Consider the following 16504-nt stretch of genomic DNA (forward strand, 5'->3'; position numbering starts at 1 on the left):
ACGCGGTCGCGGCCGCCGCGCAAGCCGCCCTCGCCCTGATCGCCAACCTGCCGTCCGAGGCGCGCGTGCTGGAGGCCGGCACGCTGCGCTTCGCCGCCGCCAGTCCCGGCAAATGGGCCGGCTACCTGCGCCTGATGGTGTCGGCCGCCAGCGGCCCGGCCGCCGCAGCCACCGCCACCCAGCTGGGCGTCACTGTCGCCGACCTCTTCAATCTGACGGTGGCCAGCGCGGCCCAGGGCGGCACCACCGAAACCTACCTGAACCTGACCGTCAAGAACACCGCCCGCCGCGTGGACCGGATTCTGGCGGACGCTTCCACGCTGATCGTCTGGGCCGGGGCCGACCTGAACGGCGCACCGCCGGCCTTGCCTGATTTCGCCAACGTCAAGGGCGACCCGGTCGGCACGGCCTTCCTGGCCTGGGACGCCGCGCGCAACGCCGATCCGGACCCGTCCTCGCCGGCGGTGAAGGCCGCCAAGGCCGCCTACGACGCCGCGCTGAAGGCCGCGCTGGACAGCGTCGACGACGGCGCCGCGCTGACCTCGGCCGACTTCATCAAGCCCAACGGCCAGGCGCAGAAGACCGGCCTGTTCGCGCTGGAACAACTGTTCACCCGCGACGGCCTGTTCAACATGCTGTGCATCCCGCCCTACAACGCCAGCAACAATATCGACGACAGCGTGGTGGCCGTCGCCACCGCCTATTGCGAGAAGCGGCGCGCCATGCTGCTGCTCGACTCGCCGTCGGAATGGACCTCGGTGGACCTGGCGCAAACCGGTTTCCCCAACAAGTATGCGGCGCCCAGCCACAACGCGGCGGTGTTCTTCCCGCGTGTGAACATGCCCAATCCCTTGCACGGCGACCAGATCGAACCCTTCGCTCCCAGCGGCATCATCGCCGGCATCTTTGCCCGCATCGACACCCAGCGCGGCGTGTGGAAATCGCCGGCCGGGCTGGACGCCGCCATGCTCGGCGTCAGTTCGATGACGGTGCCGATGACCGATGAGGACAACGGCCTGCTCAATCCGCAGGGCCTGAACTGCCTGCGCACCTTCCCGGTCTTCGGCCGCGTGGTCTGGGGCGCGCGCACCATGCGCGGCGCCGACGCCTTCGGCGACGAGTACAAATACATCGCGGTGCGCCGCACCGCCCTGTTCATCGAGGAATCGCTGTACCGCGCGCTGAAGTGGGTGGTGTTCGAGCCCAACGACGAGCCCTTGTGGGGGCAGATCCGCCTCAACGTCGGCGCCTTCATGCACAACCTGTTCCGCCAGGGCGCGTTCCAGGGCGCATCGGCGCGCGACGCGTACTTTGTCCGCTGCGACGCCTCGACCACCACGCAGAACGACATCAATCTCGGCATCGTCAACGTCAACGTCGGCTTCGCGCCGTTGAAGCCGGCGGAATTCGTGGTGATCCGGCTGCAGCAGATCGCCGGACAAATCGAAACCTGAGGGGGCGATCATGGCTCAATTCACCGTCAATCCACTGCGCTTCGACCCCTACCAGAACTTCAAGTTCCGCATCAAATGGGGCAACGATTTCGTCGCCGGGGTCAGCAAGATCAGCGGGCTCAAACGCACCACCGAGGTGGTGCGGCACCGCGAAGGCGGCGATCCCAGCTCCAGCCGCAAGTCGCCCGGCCGCACGGAATTCGACGCCATCACCGTCGAGCGCGGCGTCACGCACGACAAGGACTTCGAGCAGTGGGCCAACAAGGTGTGGAACTACGGCTCCGGCCTGGGCAAGGAAGTGTCGCTCAAGGATTTCCGCAAGGACCTGGTGATCGAAGTCTACAACGAGGCCGGGCAGCTGGCGATCCGCTACAAGGTGTATCGCTGCTGGGTGTCGGAGTTCCTGGCCGCCTCCGATCTCGACGCCAACGCCAACGCCGTGCTGATCCAGCATCTGAAGCTGGAAAACGAGGGCTGGGAGCGCGATTACGAGGTGCCGGAACCTTCCGAACCGACGTTCACGGAACCACCAGGCTGACGAGGCGCCCATGCGCACACCAGGCACGGCCGAGCTGCTGGACATCTGGGACGTGGGCCAGCCGCTGCCGCCGGCGCGCCGGGCCTTGCTGCTGTTGTCCGCCGCCTACCCGGAGCGGGACGATATCGCCAGCTGGCCGCTGGGCTACATCAACAGGCAATTGATCGTGCTGCGCCAGCGGCTGTTTGGCTATGCCCTGGTGTGCCTGGCCGATTGCCCCGCCTGCGAGGAAGTGGTCGAAATCGAGATGCCCATGGACGCACTGCTGAACGCAAACGAAATGGCCGACGCCACGCACCGCATCCACAGCGAGGGCTGCGATGTGCGCTTCCACCTGCCTACCGCGCATGACCTGCTGCTGGAGACAAACGGGACGGCACCGGGACGCTTGCTGGCGCGCACCATCGACAGCGCCAGCCGCGATGGCGTGGACGTCGCGCCCGCCGAGCTGGGCGAGGCAACGCTGGCCGCCGTCGAACAGGCGATCGAGCGAGCCGATCCGCTGGCGCACATCGCCTTCGCGATGAGCTGCCCGGCATGCGGGCACGAATGGAGCACGGATCTGCACATTATCGACGTGTTGTGGGCCGAGATCGGCGCATGCGTGCGCCGGGTCTTGAGCGAGGTGGGCCGGCTTGCGCAAGCTTTCGGCTGGCGCGAAAGCGATATCCTGGCGATGTCGTCCACCCGGCGCAATCATTACCTGGAATGGCTGGAGACCTGATGCGAAACGGCGAACACAGCACGGGCGGCGCGGCGGACACGGCACAAGCGGCCGCGCCTGCGCGCGCCGCGGCCGAAGCCGGGGGCGGAACGGCCACGACCGGCTGGCTGGACCGCATCGCCCTGCGCAACCGGCTGGATACACCATCCATCGGTGCGTTGCGGCCACGCCTGCCCTATCCTTTCGAGGCGATGCAGTTCGCCACCGCCGATGCCGGGCCACGCGTGCCGCCTCCTGACGGCTTGCGGGCCGCGCCGGAGGAGGCCGCAGCCACGATGGCGTCCTCGGGCCGCAGCGATGACTTCCCCTCTCGCCCGGCGAGCGATCTGCATCATCCGCTCCCCCGGGCGTCCACCGCGATGACGCCATTCGATCCCGCTGCTGCGGCGTCTCCTGCATGGCAGCGACAGCAAGCACATCCCGTGGCCTCCGCGCGGCCGGCCGGCCGCTTTGAACTTACGCCGCCCAAACAGGAGCGCACACCGCCCAATCGCGATGCACACGCCCCTTCCGCTATCCCGTCCGTGGCAGTCACGCCGTCCCAGCCCGCATATTTGGCAGCATCCGGGTTGGCGCGCCTGGCGCCAACTGCTGCCGGCCGACTGCTCGCCGCACCCGCGCACAACGCAACACCTGCGGCATCCATGCCAGCGATGCAGGATGACCATGGCATAGCGCACGCGACACCGCGCCGCGCGTCGCCGGCGCCTGGCGGCAAGCCAGCGCCGCAGCCAGCCGAAGCGTCTGCCGCTCCCATGCGGCCAGCCAGCGCCGAGCGGCCCCAGCCCGCATTGCGCGGCGCCCCGCCACAGCAGGCGCCACTCGTTGCCAAACCGTCCGCCGCGTCGGCTCAGGAAATCACCATCGACATTCATATTGGGCGTATCGATGTGCGCGCCCCCGCCGGTCCGCCAGCGTCCACGGCCGCACAGGCTCCGCCGCAGCGCGGGAGCGACGCGTTGAACACCTACCTGTCGCGCCGCGCGCGGGGAGCGCGCTCATGAGCAGCCCCCTGGCGCTGGCGGCGGTCACCGCCATCCTCAAGGACGTCCTCAACGACGGCCTGATCAACAACGACCTGGCGCAGGTCGGATCACTGCTGGTGAGCGCCTTGCCCCCGGACCGGATTCCGGTCGGCGAGACCGAGGAGAACCGCCTCAACCTGTTCCTGTACCAGATCACGCCCAATCAGGGTTGGCGCAACGTCGGCCTGCCGTCGCAGGGACCGGGCGGAGAACGCCTCAGCAACGCGCCGCTGGCGCTGAACCTGCACTACATGCTTACCGCGTACGGCAGCAGCGACCTCAACGCCGAGATCCTACTGGGCTACGCCATGGAAATCCTGAGCGACATGCCGATGCTGCCGCGCGCCGCGATCCGGCGGTCGCTCAGCCCGAACAACCCGGTCAACGTCAACCTGATTCCACCGGACAGCGATGGCCGCACCGCGATCGACCTGGCCGACCAGCTGGAACTGGTCAAGATCACGCCGAGCTACCCCAGCGCGGATGAACTGTCGCGCCTGTGGACCGCGATGCAGGCGCGCTACCGGCCCACGGTCGTGTACCAGGTCTCGACCGTGCTGATCCAGCATAACCGTCCGGTGCGCTCGCCGCTGCCCGTGCTGCAACGCGGCGCCGGCGACCAGGGCGTCCATAGCCAACCCGACCTGCAAGTGCCACCGTCCAGCATCCCCGCGCTGACGTCGATCGCCATCGTGAGCGCCGACGGCTTCCACCTCACCGCCGAGCTCGGCGACACGCTGGCGTTGGCGGGCGCCCAATTGAGCGGCGACACCGTCACCGCCGAATTCAAGCACGCCTTACTGCCGGCGCCGCTCGAACTGCCGCTGGCGGCGGGCGCCACGTCCCGGAAGGCGCTGGTCACGCTGCCGCCATCCGGCAGCGGCACCGCCGACAGCGACTGGCCGGCCGGCCAATACACGGTCGCCCTGCGCATTGAAAACGCAGGTAAGCCGACGCGCCGGACCAATGAAATCGGCTTCAGCCTGGCCCCGCGGCTGTCGCCGCAGCCCACACTGAGCGCACCGCCCGGCCCGTTCGATCTCACGCTGCACGTGTTCCCGCAAATCTGGCCGGGCCAGCGGATCGACATCTTTGTCGGCGGCGAACCGTTCAGGCCGGCGCCGGTGCTTGCCAAGTCCGCGCAGCTCACCGTCACGCTGACCGGGCTGGCAGCGTCGGAGACGCCGCTGCCGGTAGCGCTGCGCGTGGACGGCGTCGACAGCATCCTGGTACGCGACCTCGGCGCGCAGCCGCCCAGCTTCGATCCACTGCAATCCATCACCGTACCGGGGTAGCGCCATGCCTGCCGACGACGCCGATTTCGCCCGCAACAACCAGGCCTGCATCGAGGCCGGACTGGCCTGGCTGCGCGCTTGCTTGTTGGCCGAAGAACGGCGGCTCGCGCCGGGCCTGCCGCCATTGACCCGCAAGCCGCCGGCCGTGGAACAGGACGCGCGCTGGCCCTGGCAGCGCAAGGCGCAAGCTCAACAGGAACTGCCACCGGCCGGAGACGCCCCGCAAGCGGAGCCTCCCAGCGGCGGCGGGCTCGCCGAGGCCCGCCTGGCCTTCGACAACGCCGCCGCCGCGCAGCCGTCGCCCGCGCTGGTGTCGCTGGCCATCGGCATGGGCCTGAATCCCTTCGAACGGGACATGCTGCTGCTGGCCGCCGCGCCGGAACTCGATCCCGGCATGCCCGCCCTGATCGCATCCGCGCAAGGCGATCCATATCGGCGTTCGCCCACTTTCGCGCTTGGCATGAGCCTGTTCCAAACCGCCGGCTGGGACGCGATGGCGCCCGAGCGCCCCCTGCGCGCCATGCAGCTGCTGGAAGTCCACCAATCCGGCGCCGACTCGCTGCTGGCCGCGCCACTGCGGATCGACGAACGGATCGCCGCCTACATCAAGGGCCTCAACTACCTGGACGAACGCATTGAAACGCTGGTGACGCCCGTCGTGCCGCCCGCGCAACTGCCGCCGCACCAGCAGCAGGTGGCGCAACAGCTGTCGTACTGGCTGGCACCCGACGGCGGCGGCATCGTCCAATTGCTCGGCGCCGACACCAGTTCCAAGCGCGACGTGCTGGCCACGGCCGCCGCCTCCGCAGGGCGCCGGCTGATCGCGCTGCAGGCAGGCGCCCTGCCCGTGCAGCCGCAAGACATGGAGCGCTTCCTGCAACTTTGGCAGCGTGAAACCAGGCTGTTGCCGCTGACCTTGTTAATCGAGGGCGCGGAATCACACCCGGACCATGAGGATGGCGACCAGCCGCGGCCATTGCCCACCCGGCTGCTGCAACGGCTGCCAGGCACCGTCTTCGTCGACGCCCGCTTTGCCGACACCGCCTGGGGCAGCACCGGGGTCGTCCTGGTCGAGCCGCCGCTCGCCACGGAGCGCGCCACCTTATGGCACCAGGCATTGATGGCGCGCGGCATCGCCGTTCCCGACGAGTCGGCGCTGACCAGGCTGGCCAATGAATTCCAGCTGTCGGCCTCGCGCATCGCCGGCCTCGCGGCGGGCGTGGCCCCGGCCGCCAATCTGGAGCCGCCGGTGCGGGCGGCCTGGAACGCCTGCGTCGAGCACACCGCGGGCGCGCTGGACGGCCTGGCGCAGCGCATCGCTGTGCGCGCCACGCTGGACGATGTCGCCCTGCCGCCGCACGAAAAACAGCAGTTGCGCCGGCTGGTTGAGCACGCCGGCCAGCGCATCGCCGTGCTCAACGATTACGGCTTCGCGGCGCACGCCAACCGGGGCCTCGGCATGGCCGCCCTGCTGCACGGCGAGAGCGGCACCGGCAAGACCATGGCGGCCGAGGCCGTGGCCCAGGCCTTGTCGCTGGCGCTGTTCCGGGTCGACCTGTCGGCCGTGGTCAGCAAATACATCGGCGAGACCTCCAAGAACCTGCGCCGGGTGTTCGACGCGGCCGAGGGCGGCGGCGCCGTGCTGCTGTTCGACGAGGCCGACGCGGTGTTCGGCAAGCGCAGCGAAGTCAAGGACAGCCACGACCGCTACGCCAACATCGACATCAACTACCTGCTCACGCGCATGGAACAATTCCCCGGCGTGACGCTGCTGGCCACCAACATGAAGCACGCGCTCGACCACGCCTTCATGCGGCGGCTGCGGTTCATCATCGGCTTCCCCTTCCCCGGCGTCGCCGAGCGCAAGGAGATCTGGTCCAGGGTCTTCCCCGATCCCGGCCGGCTCGACAGCAAGCAGCTGGACCTGGACCGCCTGGCCCGCTTCGCGATGACCGGCGGCGCCATCTTCAACGCGGCGCTGGCGGCGGCCCACAACGCCGCCGCCGCCCACGCCGATATCGGCATGCCCCACATCCTCGACGCCATCCGCTGGGAATTGCTGAAGATCGGCCGCCCGGTCGCCGAGAGCGAGTTTGCCTGGACGCCGGCAAACAAGGCAACGCCAGCCCAGCCGCCAGTGGAGGTGCCGGCATGAAAATCCGCTGCGTGATTGAAGGCCTGACCCTGCACGGCATGACGCTGTCGCCGCATGAACGCCTGCAACTGGAGCGCGCCCTGCAAGCGCAGCTGACCGGCGCCCTGCGCGCCGGCTGGCTCGGGATGACTTCCGCCGGCGCCTTGCCGTCGCCGTCTCACCATCTGCGGATCGACCTGTCGCAGGCCACGGCGCCGCTCGGCCACTCGCTGGGCCAGGCGCTGGGCACCGCCCTGTCGCCCGTCGCCGGCGATGGCGCTGGCTTGTCTCGTGCGCCCGGCGTTGGTGCCGGCACATCGGCCACCGGCATCGCGAGGAGCCGTTGATGTTCGCCGCCCAACAATCGTCCCGCAGCGCCGCCAATCCGGTCCAGCCGGCGCTGCTGCAACGCAAATGCTCGTGCGCCGAGACAGGCGGCAGTTGCGAACGTTGCAGCGCAGCCGGCAATCTGGCGCGCGCATCCAGCAACGCCGCGGCGCCCGGTGGCGCGCCGCCCAGCGTCGGACGTGTGCTCGACAGTCCCGGCCAAGGCCTGGACACCGCCACCAGAGGCTTGATGGAGTCGCGCTTCGGCCACGACTTTTCGCATGTACGCATCCATGCCGACAGCGAGGCCAACGCTTCGGCCAGCGCGATCCACGCGTCGGCCTACACGGTCGGCAATCACGTCGCCTTCGCTGGCGGGCGCTACCAGCCAGGCGATCCGGACGGACAAATGCTGCTGGCCCACGAGTTGACCCACGTGGTCCAGCAAGGCGGCACCAAGGGACCGCTGCAACGCTCGCCCGACGGCGAAGTGACGATGCAGGACAACGCGGCGGACGAGGACCAGGCCGACATCGCCGCCGAGGCGGTGTCCTTCGGCTGGAAGGTGAACGTGCCGGCCAAGCAGTCCGCGACCGGCGTGGCCAAGGCGCCGCTCACGTACGGCGACGCGGCCGGCGGCTGCGGGATCTGCTACCGGGGCAACGTGCGCCAGGTCGGCACCGACGCCCACGAGCAGATCCAGGCCGCCATGCAGGCCATGTACCGCTTCCTGCTGCCGAATTTCGTGATCCAGCCCAAGAAGAAGGCGCCCTTCCTGGCGCTCGATCCCAAGAAGGTCAAAGGCTTGAGCAAGGCACTGAAGAAAGCCAAGGGCGTCTTCAAAAAACTGGTGCCCGACCTGATCATGGCCACGCCCACCGGCTTCGCGCTGGGCGAAATCAAGCCCTTCAACTCCGAGGGCCTGATCGAAGGCGAAGCCAAGCTTCAACTCTACGAGCACTTCCTCAAGGAGCGCTACCTGGGCGTGAATCCCGGCCTGACCATCGAACGGATGAAGCTGCCGCCTCCGCCGCCGCTGCCCTTCCTCGACCCTTTGGCGATCACCTGCAGGCAATGGCTGGGCGTGCTGCCGCCCGCCAAGGGTTTGTATATGTATCTCTGCACGCCACCGTTCAGCAACGATCTCAGGAAGAAGTGCCGCTGCGTCGGCGATGCGAAAGAAGGAGAAGACAAGGCCACCAAGACCACCAACAAGGGCTTCGGCATCTCGATCGGCAGCACCAGCACCAGCATGTACAGCGCCGGCATCGGCGTGTCGATCTATTCGTCCGGCCTGGGCGCCGGCAATGCCGGGGTCGGCGTCAGCATCGCGTCGAGCTCCATCGGCGCCGGCAACGCGTCGGCGGGTGCGGCGGTCACCAGTTCGGGCCAGTCGGTGGCCAGCGTCGGCGCCGGCGCCTCGGTCGACACCACCAGCACCGGCGCGGGCACCGCCGGCGCCGGCTACAGCAATGACAGCACGTCCAAGGCGGCGGGCGCGGCGGGTGTCGGCACATCGACCGGCACCGACGTCAAGGCAGCTGGCGTGGCCGGCGCTGGCTCCGTCAAGAACAGCGACGTGACCGCGACCGGCACGGCCGGCACCGGCAATGTCGAGGATGCCAGCGGCACCGCCGGTGGCAAAAAGACCGCGCCGCCCTCCGATAGCGGAGCGGCGGAGGGCAAAGGAACAACCGGCGCCACCGGAACAGCAGCCGGGGCCGCCGGCACATCGACGGGCGCCACGGCAACCGGCGACAAGACCGGCACGGGGACAGGCACGGGAAGCGGCACCGGCACCAAGGCCGAAGGACCGGGCAGCGCGCCCAAGACCGGCGGCACCGGCACCGGCCAAGGCCAAGCCGGCAGCCAGCCCGGCGACGCCAAGGGCGCCGTCGGCGGCACTTCCACCACCGGCCAGCCCGGCGGCACCAGCGGCCAGGGCACGCAAAAGCAAGGCTCCGACCTGCTGACCGAGAAGGAAATGGCCGTATTCGGACTCAAGGGCAAGCCCATCACCCACGACCAACTGGACGCCGCGCTGGCACAGGCCCGCATCATCCGCGAATTGATCGACAAGTCCAGCCCCGCGCAGCAGGCGCTGCTGCGGGCGATCGCCGACAACTCGCCCGAGGGCCAGTACACCGTGCCGGCCTCCACCTGGATCCAGAAGGTGCTGGCCGCCACCCAGGGCATCAGCGACGAAGACATCGCCTACCTGAAAACGCTGAACTGGAAGCCAGCCAAGGTCACGCCGGAGGAGCTGCGCAAGAGCGTGCTGGCGGCGCTGGCGAAGAAACCCAAAACGCCGCCCAAGCAGCAAGGCACGGACCAGGGCGGCGGAAAAAGCGAGACCGAAGGCAAAGGCGAAGGCAAGCCCGGCACATCGGGCAAGGGCACCGAGGGCGCGGGCAGCCAGGGCACCGGCCAGCCCGGCGCCAAGGGCGGCGAAGTCACCAAGTACCGCGTCTCGACCGACGAAACCAACACCGCGCGCGATTTCTGGTTCGTCAATTTCAGCAACTTCGACGTGCACAACGCCGCCGTCGGCGAATCCGTGATGATGACGCTGGCCTTCTTTGCCGAGGACAAGGGCATCTACACCTTCCGGCTCAAATTCGTCATCAAGGAACGCAACGTCGCCAGCGAGACCAGCAAGGAAAAGGGCAAGACCATCACCCGCAAGGCCGTCACCTTCAAGCTGGAGGGCGTCAACGACGCCCGCTGGGACATCGCGCCGCCCGGCAAGCGGCCGTTCATCCTGCCCAAGAACGTCCGCGCCACCTTCAAGGGCTTCCTATGAGCACCTATCCCCGCACCCCGTACACGCTCAAGTGCGGCATCGTCATGATCGATGCGCTGACCCGGCGCGCCGGCCGCGTGATCGTGCTGCAATACACGCCAGACCACCTGAGCCGCACCCTGCAAGTGCAATCGGTCAGCGGCGACACCGGCGACCGCACCGAGCCGCTGCGCTTCAAGGGCCCGCCGGTGGAAACCTTCCGGCTGGAAGCGGAGATCGACGCCACCGACCAGCTGGAATTCCCCGACGCGAACAAGACCGCCGTCGAGGTCGGCATCTTTCCCCAGCTGGCCGCGCTGGAAGCGCTGGTCACGCCGACCAGCGCCCAGGTCGACGCAGCCGATGCCCTGATGACCCAGGGCGCCATCGAAATCGCGCCGATGGAGTCGCCGCTGGCATTGTTCGTATGGAGCGCGCAGCGCGTGGCGCCGGTGCGGGTGACCGAGTTTTCCGTCACCGAGGAAGCCTTCGACATCAGCCTCAACCCCACCCGCGCGCGCGTCACGCTGGCGCTGCGCGTGCTGTCGGTCAACGACTTCGGCATCGACCACCCCGGCGCGGCGCTGTACATGAGCTACCTGAAGAACAAGGAAGCGCTGGCGCTGCGGGCGGTGGCCGGTTCGCTCGATCAACTCGGCGTGAAAGGACTGTGATGATAGACCCACGCACCCTGGTGCCGTCGCTGCAAGACCTGCGCACCGAAGTCTTTGACGAGCTGAGCCGCTATCGCGGCCTGCCGCTGCTGGTCTGGACCGACGACGACGGCGTCGAGCACACCTACGTCGAGCGCCGCTTCGTGCCGGGGCCGGAAGCGCTGTCGGCCGCCGGCGTGGTGGCCGTCAACGACCAGGACCGGCTGGACAACATCGCCGCCGTGCAATTCGGCGAAGCCACGCTGTGGTGGCGCATCGCCGACGCCAACCGCGCGCTGCAGCCGGACGAGCTGACGCAGCGCCTCGGCCGCCGCCTGCTGATCACTTTCGCCGAAGGCACGCCGGCGCCACGCCGCTGACAGGAGGATGCATGTTACGCGGAATACAGTTCTCGCTGATGGCCGGCATGCTCAATCCGGAGCCGGTGCCGCTGGACGTGGCCCAGAGCCTGCTGTCGGCCCAGGTCACCCAGGTGACCGAGGGGCGCAGCGGCTTCTCGCTCAGCTTCGCCTTCGGCAAGGGCTCGCCGATCCGGCGCCGCTTCGAGGACGGCTTCTTCGATCCGCCGCGCCGCATCGTGCTGTACGCCACGCTCAACGGCACGCCGCAGGTGCTGATGGACGGCGTCATCACGCGCCACGAGGTGGCCGTCTCCAACGACGCCGGCCAGTCGCGCCTGAACGTCACCGGCGAGGACCTGTCGCGCATGCTCGACACGGTCGACCTGAGCTGGCTGATCAAGTACCCGGCCATGCCGATCGAGGGCCGGGTCGCCCTGATCCTGGCCAAGTACATCCCGCTGGGCATGCTCCCGCTGATCATCCCCAGCGTCAACATCGACATCCCGATCCCGACCTCGCGCATCCCCAGCCACATCGGCACCGACCTGCAATACCTGAACCACGTGGCCAAGAGCGTCGGCTACGTGTTCTACATCGAACCGGGGCCGCAGCCGGGCCGGTCCATCGCCTACTGGGGCCCGGAGATCAAGACCGGCGCCCCGCAGGCCGCGCTGATCGCCAACAGCGACGCCGCCAGCAACGTCGACAACATCAGCTTCACCTTCGACGGTTTTTCCAAGACGCTGCACCTGCTGCTGATCCGCCCGGAGGAATTGCCGGTGCCGATCCCGATTCCGATCCCGGACGTCAACCCGCTGTCGCCGCCGCTGGGCCGGCGCTCGCCGATCCCGCTGCGGGTGGAGCCGCTCAGCGGCGTGGCCCACTACAACCCGGCGCAGGCCATCATGGTCGGGCTGGCGCACGCGGCCCGTTCGGCCGAGGTGATCAGCGGCTCGGGCGCGCTCAACGTGGTGCGCTACGGCCGCGTGCTCAAGCCGCGCCGCCTGGTCGAGGTGCGCGGCGCCGGCCTGTCGCACGACGGCCTGTACTTCGTGCGCAGCGTGACCAGCCAGATCAAGCCCGGCGAATTCAAGCAGAACTTCAACCTGTCGCGCAACGCCTTCGAGCCGCTGTCGATCCCCGGCATCAGCCTGCCCGACACCTCGCTGCCCTTGCTGGGCTAGCGCAACCGACCGAAGGGACACGCAAATGGCCGACCAACCCACCATGAAGGACCTGGGCTTCACCGACCAGTTCAACGATGACGACGATGACGGCGGCGGCCCACCGGACAGCGTCGGCGGCGTCAAGCGCTACTGGGGCAAGTACCGCGGCGTGGTGCGCGTCCCGATCGACCCGGAGATGCGCGGCCGCCTGATGGTCGCCGTCGAGGACGTGTGGGGGCCCAACGTGTCCTCGTGGGCGCTGCCCTGCCTGCCGTACGGCGGCATGTCGCTGGGCATGTACGTGGTGCCGCCGATCGGCGCCAACGTCTGGGTCGAATTCCTGCACGGCCATCCGGACCACCCGATCTGGACCGGTTTCTGGTGGGGCTCGTCCGCGTTCACGCCCAAGACCCAGTCCACCGCCACGCCCGGCGCGCCGATCCTGACCATCGAATCGCTGCTCAAGCACGCGCTGGTCATCAGCGACACACCGCTGCCGCCGCTGCTGCCCCAGGGCGGCGTGCTGCTCAAGAGCGGCGCCTCGTTCATCGCGGTCGAACCCACCGGCGTGCGCATCTTCGGCCTGCCCGGCGTGCAGATCAACGGCACGCCGGACGGCAATCCACTCACCGCAGCACTCTACATCAAATAATCATGCCCGGACTCCTGCTCACCGTGAACGCCGTCGTCACCTGCAGCCACGCCGGCAAGGCCACGCCGCTACCCCCCACCAGCCGCCTGAGCGTGATGGGCATGGCGGTGGTGACGCTGGCCCACAGCTACACCATCGCCGGCTGCGGCTTCCCCGCCGCCTCGTCCGGCTCGCCGCCGTGCGTCAGCGGCAAGCTGACCATCGGCGCGGCGCGCGTCACATCGATGGGCCTGCCGGTGGGCATCGTGCCGGCCACCTCGACCTGCGTGCCCAACGCCACACCGCTGATCCTGACGCCGGGCCAGCAGCGCGTCAACGCCATCTGAGCGAGGACCGCCATGAACATCGCCTTCCCCTACCAGATCGGCGCCGACGGCCGCAGCCTGGCCTCCACCGATGCCGCCCACGTGCGCGACATGATGGAGATGCTGTTGTTCACCAATCCGGGCGAGCGGGTGATGCGGCCGGAATTCGGCAGCGGCCTGCTGCAATCGATCTTCGCCCCCAACAGCGCGGAACTGGCCGCCACGCTGCAGCTGACCGTGCAGGCCGCGCTGACCCAATGGCTGGGCGACCTGATCGAACTGCGCGGCGTCGAAGTGCTCAGCGACGACGCCACGCTGCGCGTCACCGTTCGCTACATGCTGCGCCCCACGGGCGAGATCGTCACCGAAAACTTCAGCCGGAGCCTGACATGAACAGCCAACCGTGTACGTCGCAATCCGGCGCGCAGTGCAGCGACGACCTGCGCCGCGCGCTGGTGCGCGCCGGCGGACAGCTGGCCGGCCTCGACTATGTCGAAGTCTATCCGGACGGCCTGACCCTGTGCGTGCGCTTCTTCGGCCAGCCGCCGGCCGGCCTGGACCGCGAGAACCTGCTCATCGAAGGCGGCGAGCGCATCACCGGCATCCAGGTCACCGATGCCGAATTCGAGCAGCACGAAGACGGCGACGTCTGCCTGCGCGTCAGTGTGGACCGCACCGGCGACTTTTCCAGCTACTGCCTGTGCCTGGTGGAACCGGAGCGCCAAACCAGCCGCTGCAGCGACGATCCCCTGCCCGCGCCGGTGCCGCGCCTGCGCCCGGTGCCGGCCGGCATCGACCCGCGCTACGCCTGCGCCACGTTCTCGTTCCGCATCGACTGCCCGTCCGACCTCGACTGCCTGGCGCCGCCTTGCGCGCCACCCCCGGCCGCCCCCACGCCCGCCATCGACTACCTGGCGCGCGACTTCAACAGCTTCCGCCGCCTGCTGCTGGACCGCATGAGTTCGGTCATGCCGGACTGGCGCGAACGCCACCTGCCCGACCTGGGCGTCACCGCGATCGAAGTGCTGGCCTACATCGCCGACCAGTTCAGCTACACGCTGGACGCCGTCGCCACCGAAGCCTACCTCGGCACGGCGCGCCGGCGCATCTCGGTGCGGCGCCACGCCCGGCTGCTGGACTACCGCATGCACGAAGGCTGCAACGCCCGCGCCTGGCTGACCGTCGAGACTTCGGAGGATATCGCGCTGCGCCTGTCCGACCTGGTATTCGCCGCGCCACCGCCGCAACAACAGGTGGTGGTGCCCGGACTGAAATCATGGCAGGAACTGCAGCGCATCGACCAGGCCACGCTGTTCCAGGCCATCGACCTGGGCGGCGACGGCCAGCTGCACCTGCGCGTCGCCCACAACGAGATCCACTTCTACACCTGGCACAACCAGGGCTGCTGCCTGCCGGCCGGCGCCACCAACGCGACGCTGCGCGATTCGGACCAGGCCGCGTCGAACGCGGAGCCGCGCCGCACGCTGCACCTGGCCGCCGGCGACGTGCTGATCCTCGAAGAAATCCGCAGCGGCGTCACCGGCTCGGGTGCCGACGCCGATCCCGCCCGCCGCCACGCGGTCCGCCTGACCAGCGTCGCCGAGCTTCACGATCCGCTGGACGGCACGCTATTGCTCGACATCGAATGGGACCGCGCCGACGCGCTGCCCTGGATGCTGTGCCTGTCCGCCCGCACCGCCGCACCCGATTGCCGCTGGGTCGAGTGCGCGGTCGCGCGCGGCAACGTGGCGCTGGTCGACCATGGCATCGATATCGAACGCAGCGACGACGCCTGGGTCGTCGGCGAAGAAAGCTCACAAGGCTGCTGCGCCTGCGACGGCATGGCCGCCGACATCACCACCACACCCTCCCCATTCAACCCGACGTTGGCCCGCAACGGCTTGACCTGGTCTACACCCGCGCCACCCGAACCGACCCCGGCCACCGCCATGCTGACCCAGGACCCGCGCCAGGCCCTGCCGCAACTGTGGCTGGACCGCGGCTGGGCCGCGGCGCCGGACTCAAACCAGATCGTCTGGGAAGACAGCTACAGCTGGCGTGCCGTGCCCGACCTGCTCGCCAGCGAGCGCGACGACCAGGTGTTCGTCACCGAAGTCGACGACGAAGGCTACGCCCACCTGCGCTTCGGCAGCGGCGACGACGGCCGCATGCCACCGGCGCACAGCCGCTTCCGCGCCCGCTACCGGGTCGGCAACGGCGCCGCCGGCAACGTCGGCCACGACACCATCGTCTGGATCGCCATCCGCAACGGCCTGCTGTCTGGCGTCGAACTAGGCCCGCGTAACCCGATGCCCGCAACCGGCGGCCGCGAGCCCGAGCAGGTGGCGGACGTCAAACAGTACGCACCGCGCGCGTACGGCCGCGTGCTGGAGCGCGCCGTCGCCGCCGCCGACTACGCCGAGATCGCCGCCAACGACGCCCGCATCCAGGGCGCCTACGCGGAACTGGTGTGGACCGGAAGCTGGTACGAAGCCGCCGTCGCCCTCGACCGCTACGCCTCCGCCGACGACGCCCCAATGCTCGAAGCGCAAACCCGGCAGCGCCTGCAAATGGTCCGGCGCATCGGCCACGAGCTGCGCCTGCTGCCGGCCCTCCGCGTGCCCTTGCGGATCGAAATGGATATCTGCGTCGTACCCGGCGCCATCCGCGCCGAAGTCAAGCGCGCACTGACCGATGCCCTGTCCAACCGCCGGCTGGCGGACGGCAAGCTGGGCCTGTTCCATGCAGACCGCCTCCAGTTCGGCCAAGACATCCGCGCCTCCGTCCTGGTCGCCCTGGCCCAGCAAACCGAAGGCGTGGCTCACGTCACGATGCTGAAATTCGCCCGCGCCGACGCCGCGCCGGCCGATGCGCAACGCACGCTGGCGGACGGCCTGCTGCCGATCGCCGCCGACGAAATCGCCCAACTGGACGGCAATCCCGACTTCCCCGAACGCGGCACGCTGACATTGAATGTGAGAGGTGGACGATGAGCTGCGACCATCACTGCGATCCCTGCGCCGGCGCCGCTTGCGACTGCGCGTGCGCCGGCGCCTGCGGCACCCCGGCCACGCTGGCGCCGCCCGT

The 16504-nt window shown here is 69.1% G+C and carries 15 protein-coding genes; all 15 read left to right on the forward strand.

Annotation, left to right across the window (positions count from 1 at the left end; all coding sequences use genetic code 11):
• On the forward strand, window positions 1-1454 hold a 1454-nt coding region (locus GTP90_RS36705; protein WP_254452139.1), incomplete at its 5' end, for a phage tail sheath family protein.
• Window positions 1455-1464: 10 nt separating this feature from the next.
• Window positions 1465-1992 carry a phage tail protein gene (locus tag GTP90_RS31720; protein ID WP_117015144.1) on the forward strand — a complete coding sequence of 176 codons (528 nt, stop codon included), beginning with the start codon at window positions 1465-1467 and terminating at the stop codon, window positions 1990-1992.
• A gap of 10 nt (window positions 1993-2002) precedes the next feature.
• Window positions 2003-2716 carry a T4 family baseplate hub assembly chaperone gene (locus GTP90_RS31725; protein ID WP_161087252.1) on the forward strand — a complete coding sequence of 238 codons (714 nt, stop codon included), beginning with the start codon at window positions 2003-2005 and terminating at the stop codon, window positions 2714-2716.
• On the forward strand, window positions 2716-3720 hold the full coding sequence (locus tag GTP90_RS31730; RefSeq protein ID WP_161087253.1) for a hypothetical protein: 1005 nt from the start codon (window positions 2716-2718) through the stop codon (window positions 3718-3720). Before GTP90_RS31725 ends, GTP90_RS31730 begins: the two co-directional genes overlap by 1 nt.
• Window positions 3717-5036, forward strand: a complete 1320-nt coding sequence (locus GTP90_RS31735) for a Pvc16 family protein (RefSeq protein ID WP_161087254.1) — start codon at window positions 3717-3719, stop codon at window positions 5034-5036. Before GTP90_RS31730 ends, GTP90_RS31735 begins: the two co-directional genes overlap by 4 nt.
• A 4-nt stretch (window positions 5037-5040) precedes the next feature.
• Window positions 5041-7191, forward strand: a complete 2151-nt coding sequence (locus tag GTP90_RS31740) for an ATP-binding protein (RefSeq protein ID WP_161087255.1) — start codon at window positions 5041-5043, stop codon at window positions 7189-7191.
• The gene (locus GTP90_RS31745; protein WP_161087256.1) at window positions 7188-7517 is read left to right on the forward strand and encodes a hypothetical protein; all 330 of its coding nucleotides are present in this window, start codon (window positions 7188-7190) and stop codon (window positions 7515-7517) included. Before GTP90_RS31740 ends, GTP90_RS31745 begins: the two co-directional genes overlap by 4 nt.
• Window positions 7517-10300 (forward strand): eCIS core domain-containing protein, encoded by a 2784-nt coding sequence (locus GTP90_RS36710; protein ID WP_217432053.1) that lies wholly within the window; start codon window positions 7517-7519, stop codon window positions 10298-10300. Before GTP90_RS31745 ends, GTP90_RS36710 begins: the two co-directional genes overlap by 1 nt.
• The gene (locus GTP90_RS31755) at window positions 10297-10953 is read left to right on the forward strand and encodes a hypothetical protein (protein WP_161087257.1); all 657 of its coding nucleotides are present in this window, start codon (window positions 10297-10299) and stop codon (window positions 10951-10953) included. Before GTP90_RS36710 ends, GTP90_RS31755 begins: the two co-directional genes overlap by 4 nt.
• Window positions 10953-11312: a LysM domain-containing protein gene (locus tag GTP90_RS31760; protein ID WP_161087258.1), complete on the forward strand. Its 360-nt coding sequence runs from the start codon at window positions 10953-10955 to the stop codon at window positions 11310-11312. Before GTP90_RS31755 ends, GTP90_RS31760 begins: the two co-directional genes overlap by 1 nt.
• An 11-nt stretch (window positions 11313-11323) precedes the next feature.
• Window positions 11324-12478 (forward strand): hypothetical protein, encoded by a 1155-nt coding sequence (locus GTP90_RS31765; RefSeq protein WP_161087259.1) that lies wholly within the window; start codon window positions 11324-11326, stop codon window positions 12476-12478.
• Between the two features lie 25 nt (window positions 12479-12503).
• Window positions 12504-13112, forward strand: coding sequence for a phage baseplate assembly protein V (locus GTP90_RS31770; RefSeq protein WP_161087260.1), 609 nt, complete (start codon window positions 12504-12506; stop codon window positions 13110-13112).
• A gap of 2 nt (window positions 13113-13114) precedes the next feature.
• Window positions 13115-13438 carry a hypothetical protein gene (locus GTP90_RS31775; RefSeq protein ID WP_161087261.1) on the forward strand — a complete coding sequence of 108 codons (324 nt, stop codon included), beginning with the start codon at window positions 13115-13117 and terminating at the stop codon, window positions 13436-13438.
• Between the two features lie 12 nt (window positions 13439-13450).
• On the forward strand, window positions 13451-13810 hold the full coding sequence (locus GTP90_RS31780) for a GPW/gp25 family protein (protein ID WP_161087262.1): 360 nt from the start codon (window positions 13451-13453) through the stop codon (window positions 13808-13810).
• Window positions 13807-16410, forward strand: a complete 2604-nt coding sequence (locus GTP90_RS31785) for a baseplate J/gp47 family protein (RefSeq protein WP_161087263.1) — start codon at window positions 13807-13809, stop codon at window positions 16408-16410. The genes GTP90_RS31780 and GTP90_RS31785 overlap by 4 nt, the downstream gene beginning before the upstream one ends.
• Window positions 16411-16504: the final 94 nt, after the last annotated feature.

This window comes from Duganella vulcania (genome assembly GCF_009857655.1).
GTDB lineage: Bacteria > Pseudomonadota > Gammaproteobacteria > Burkholderiales > Burkholderiaceae_D > Rugamonas > Rugamonas vulcania.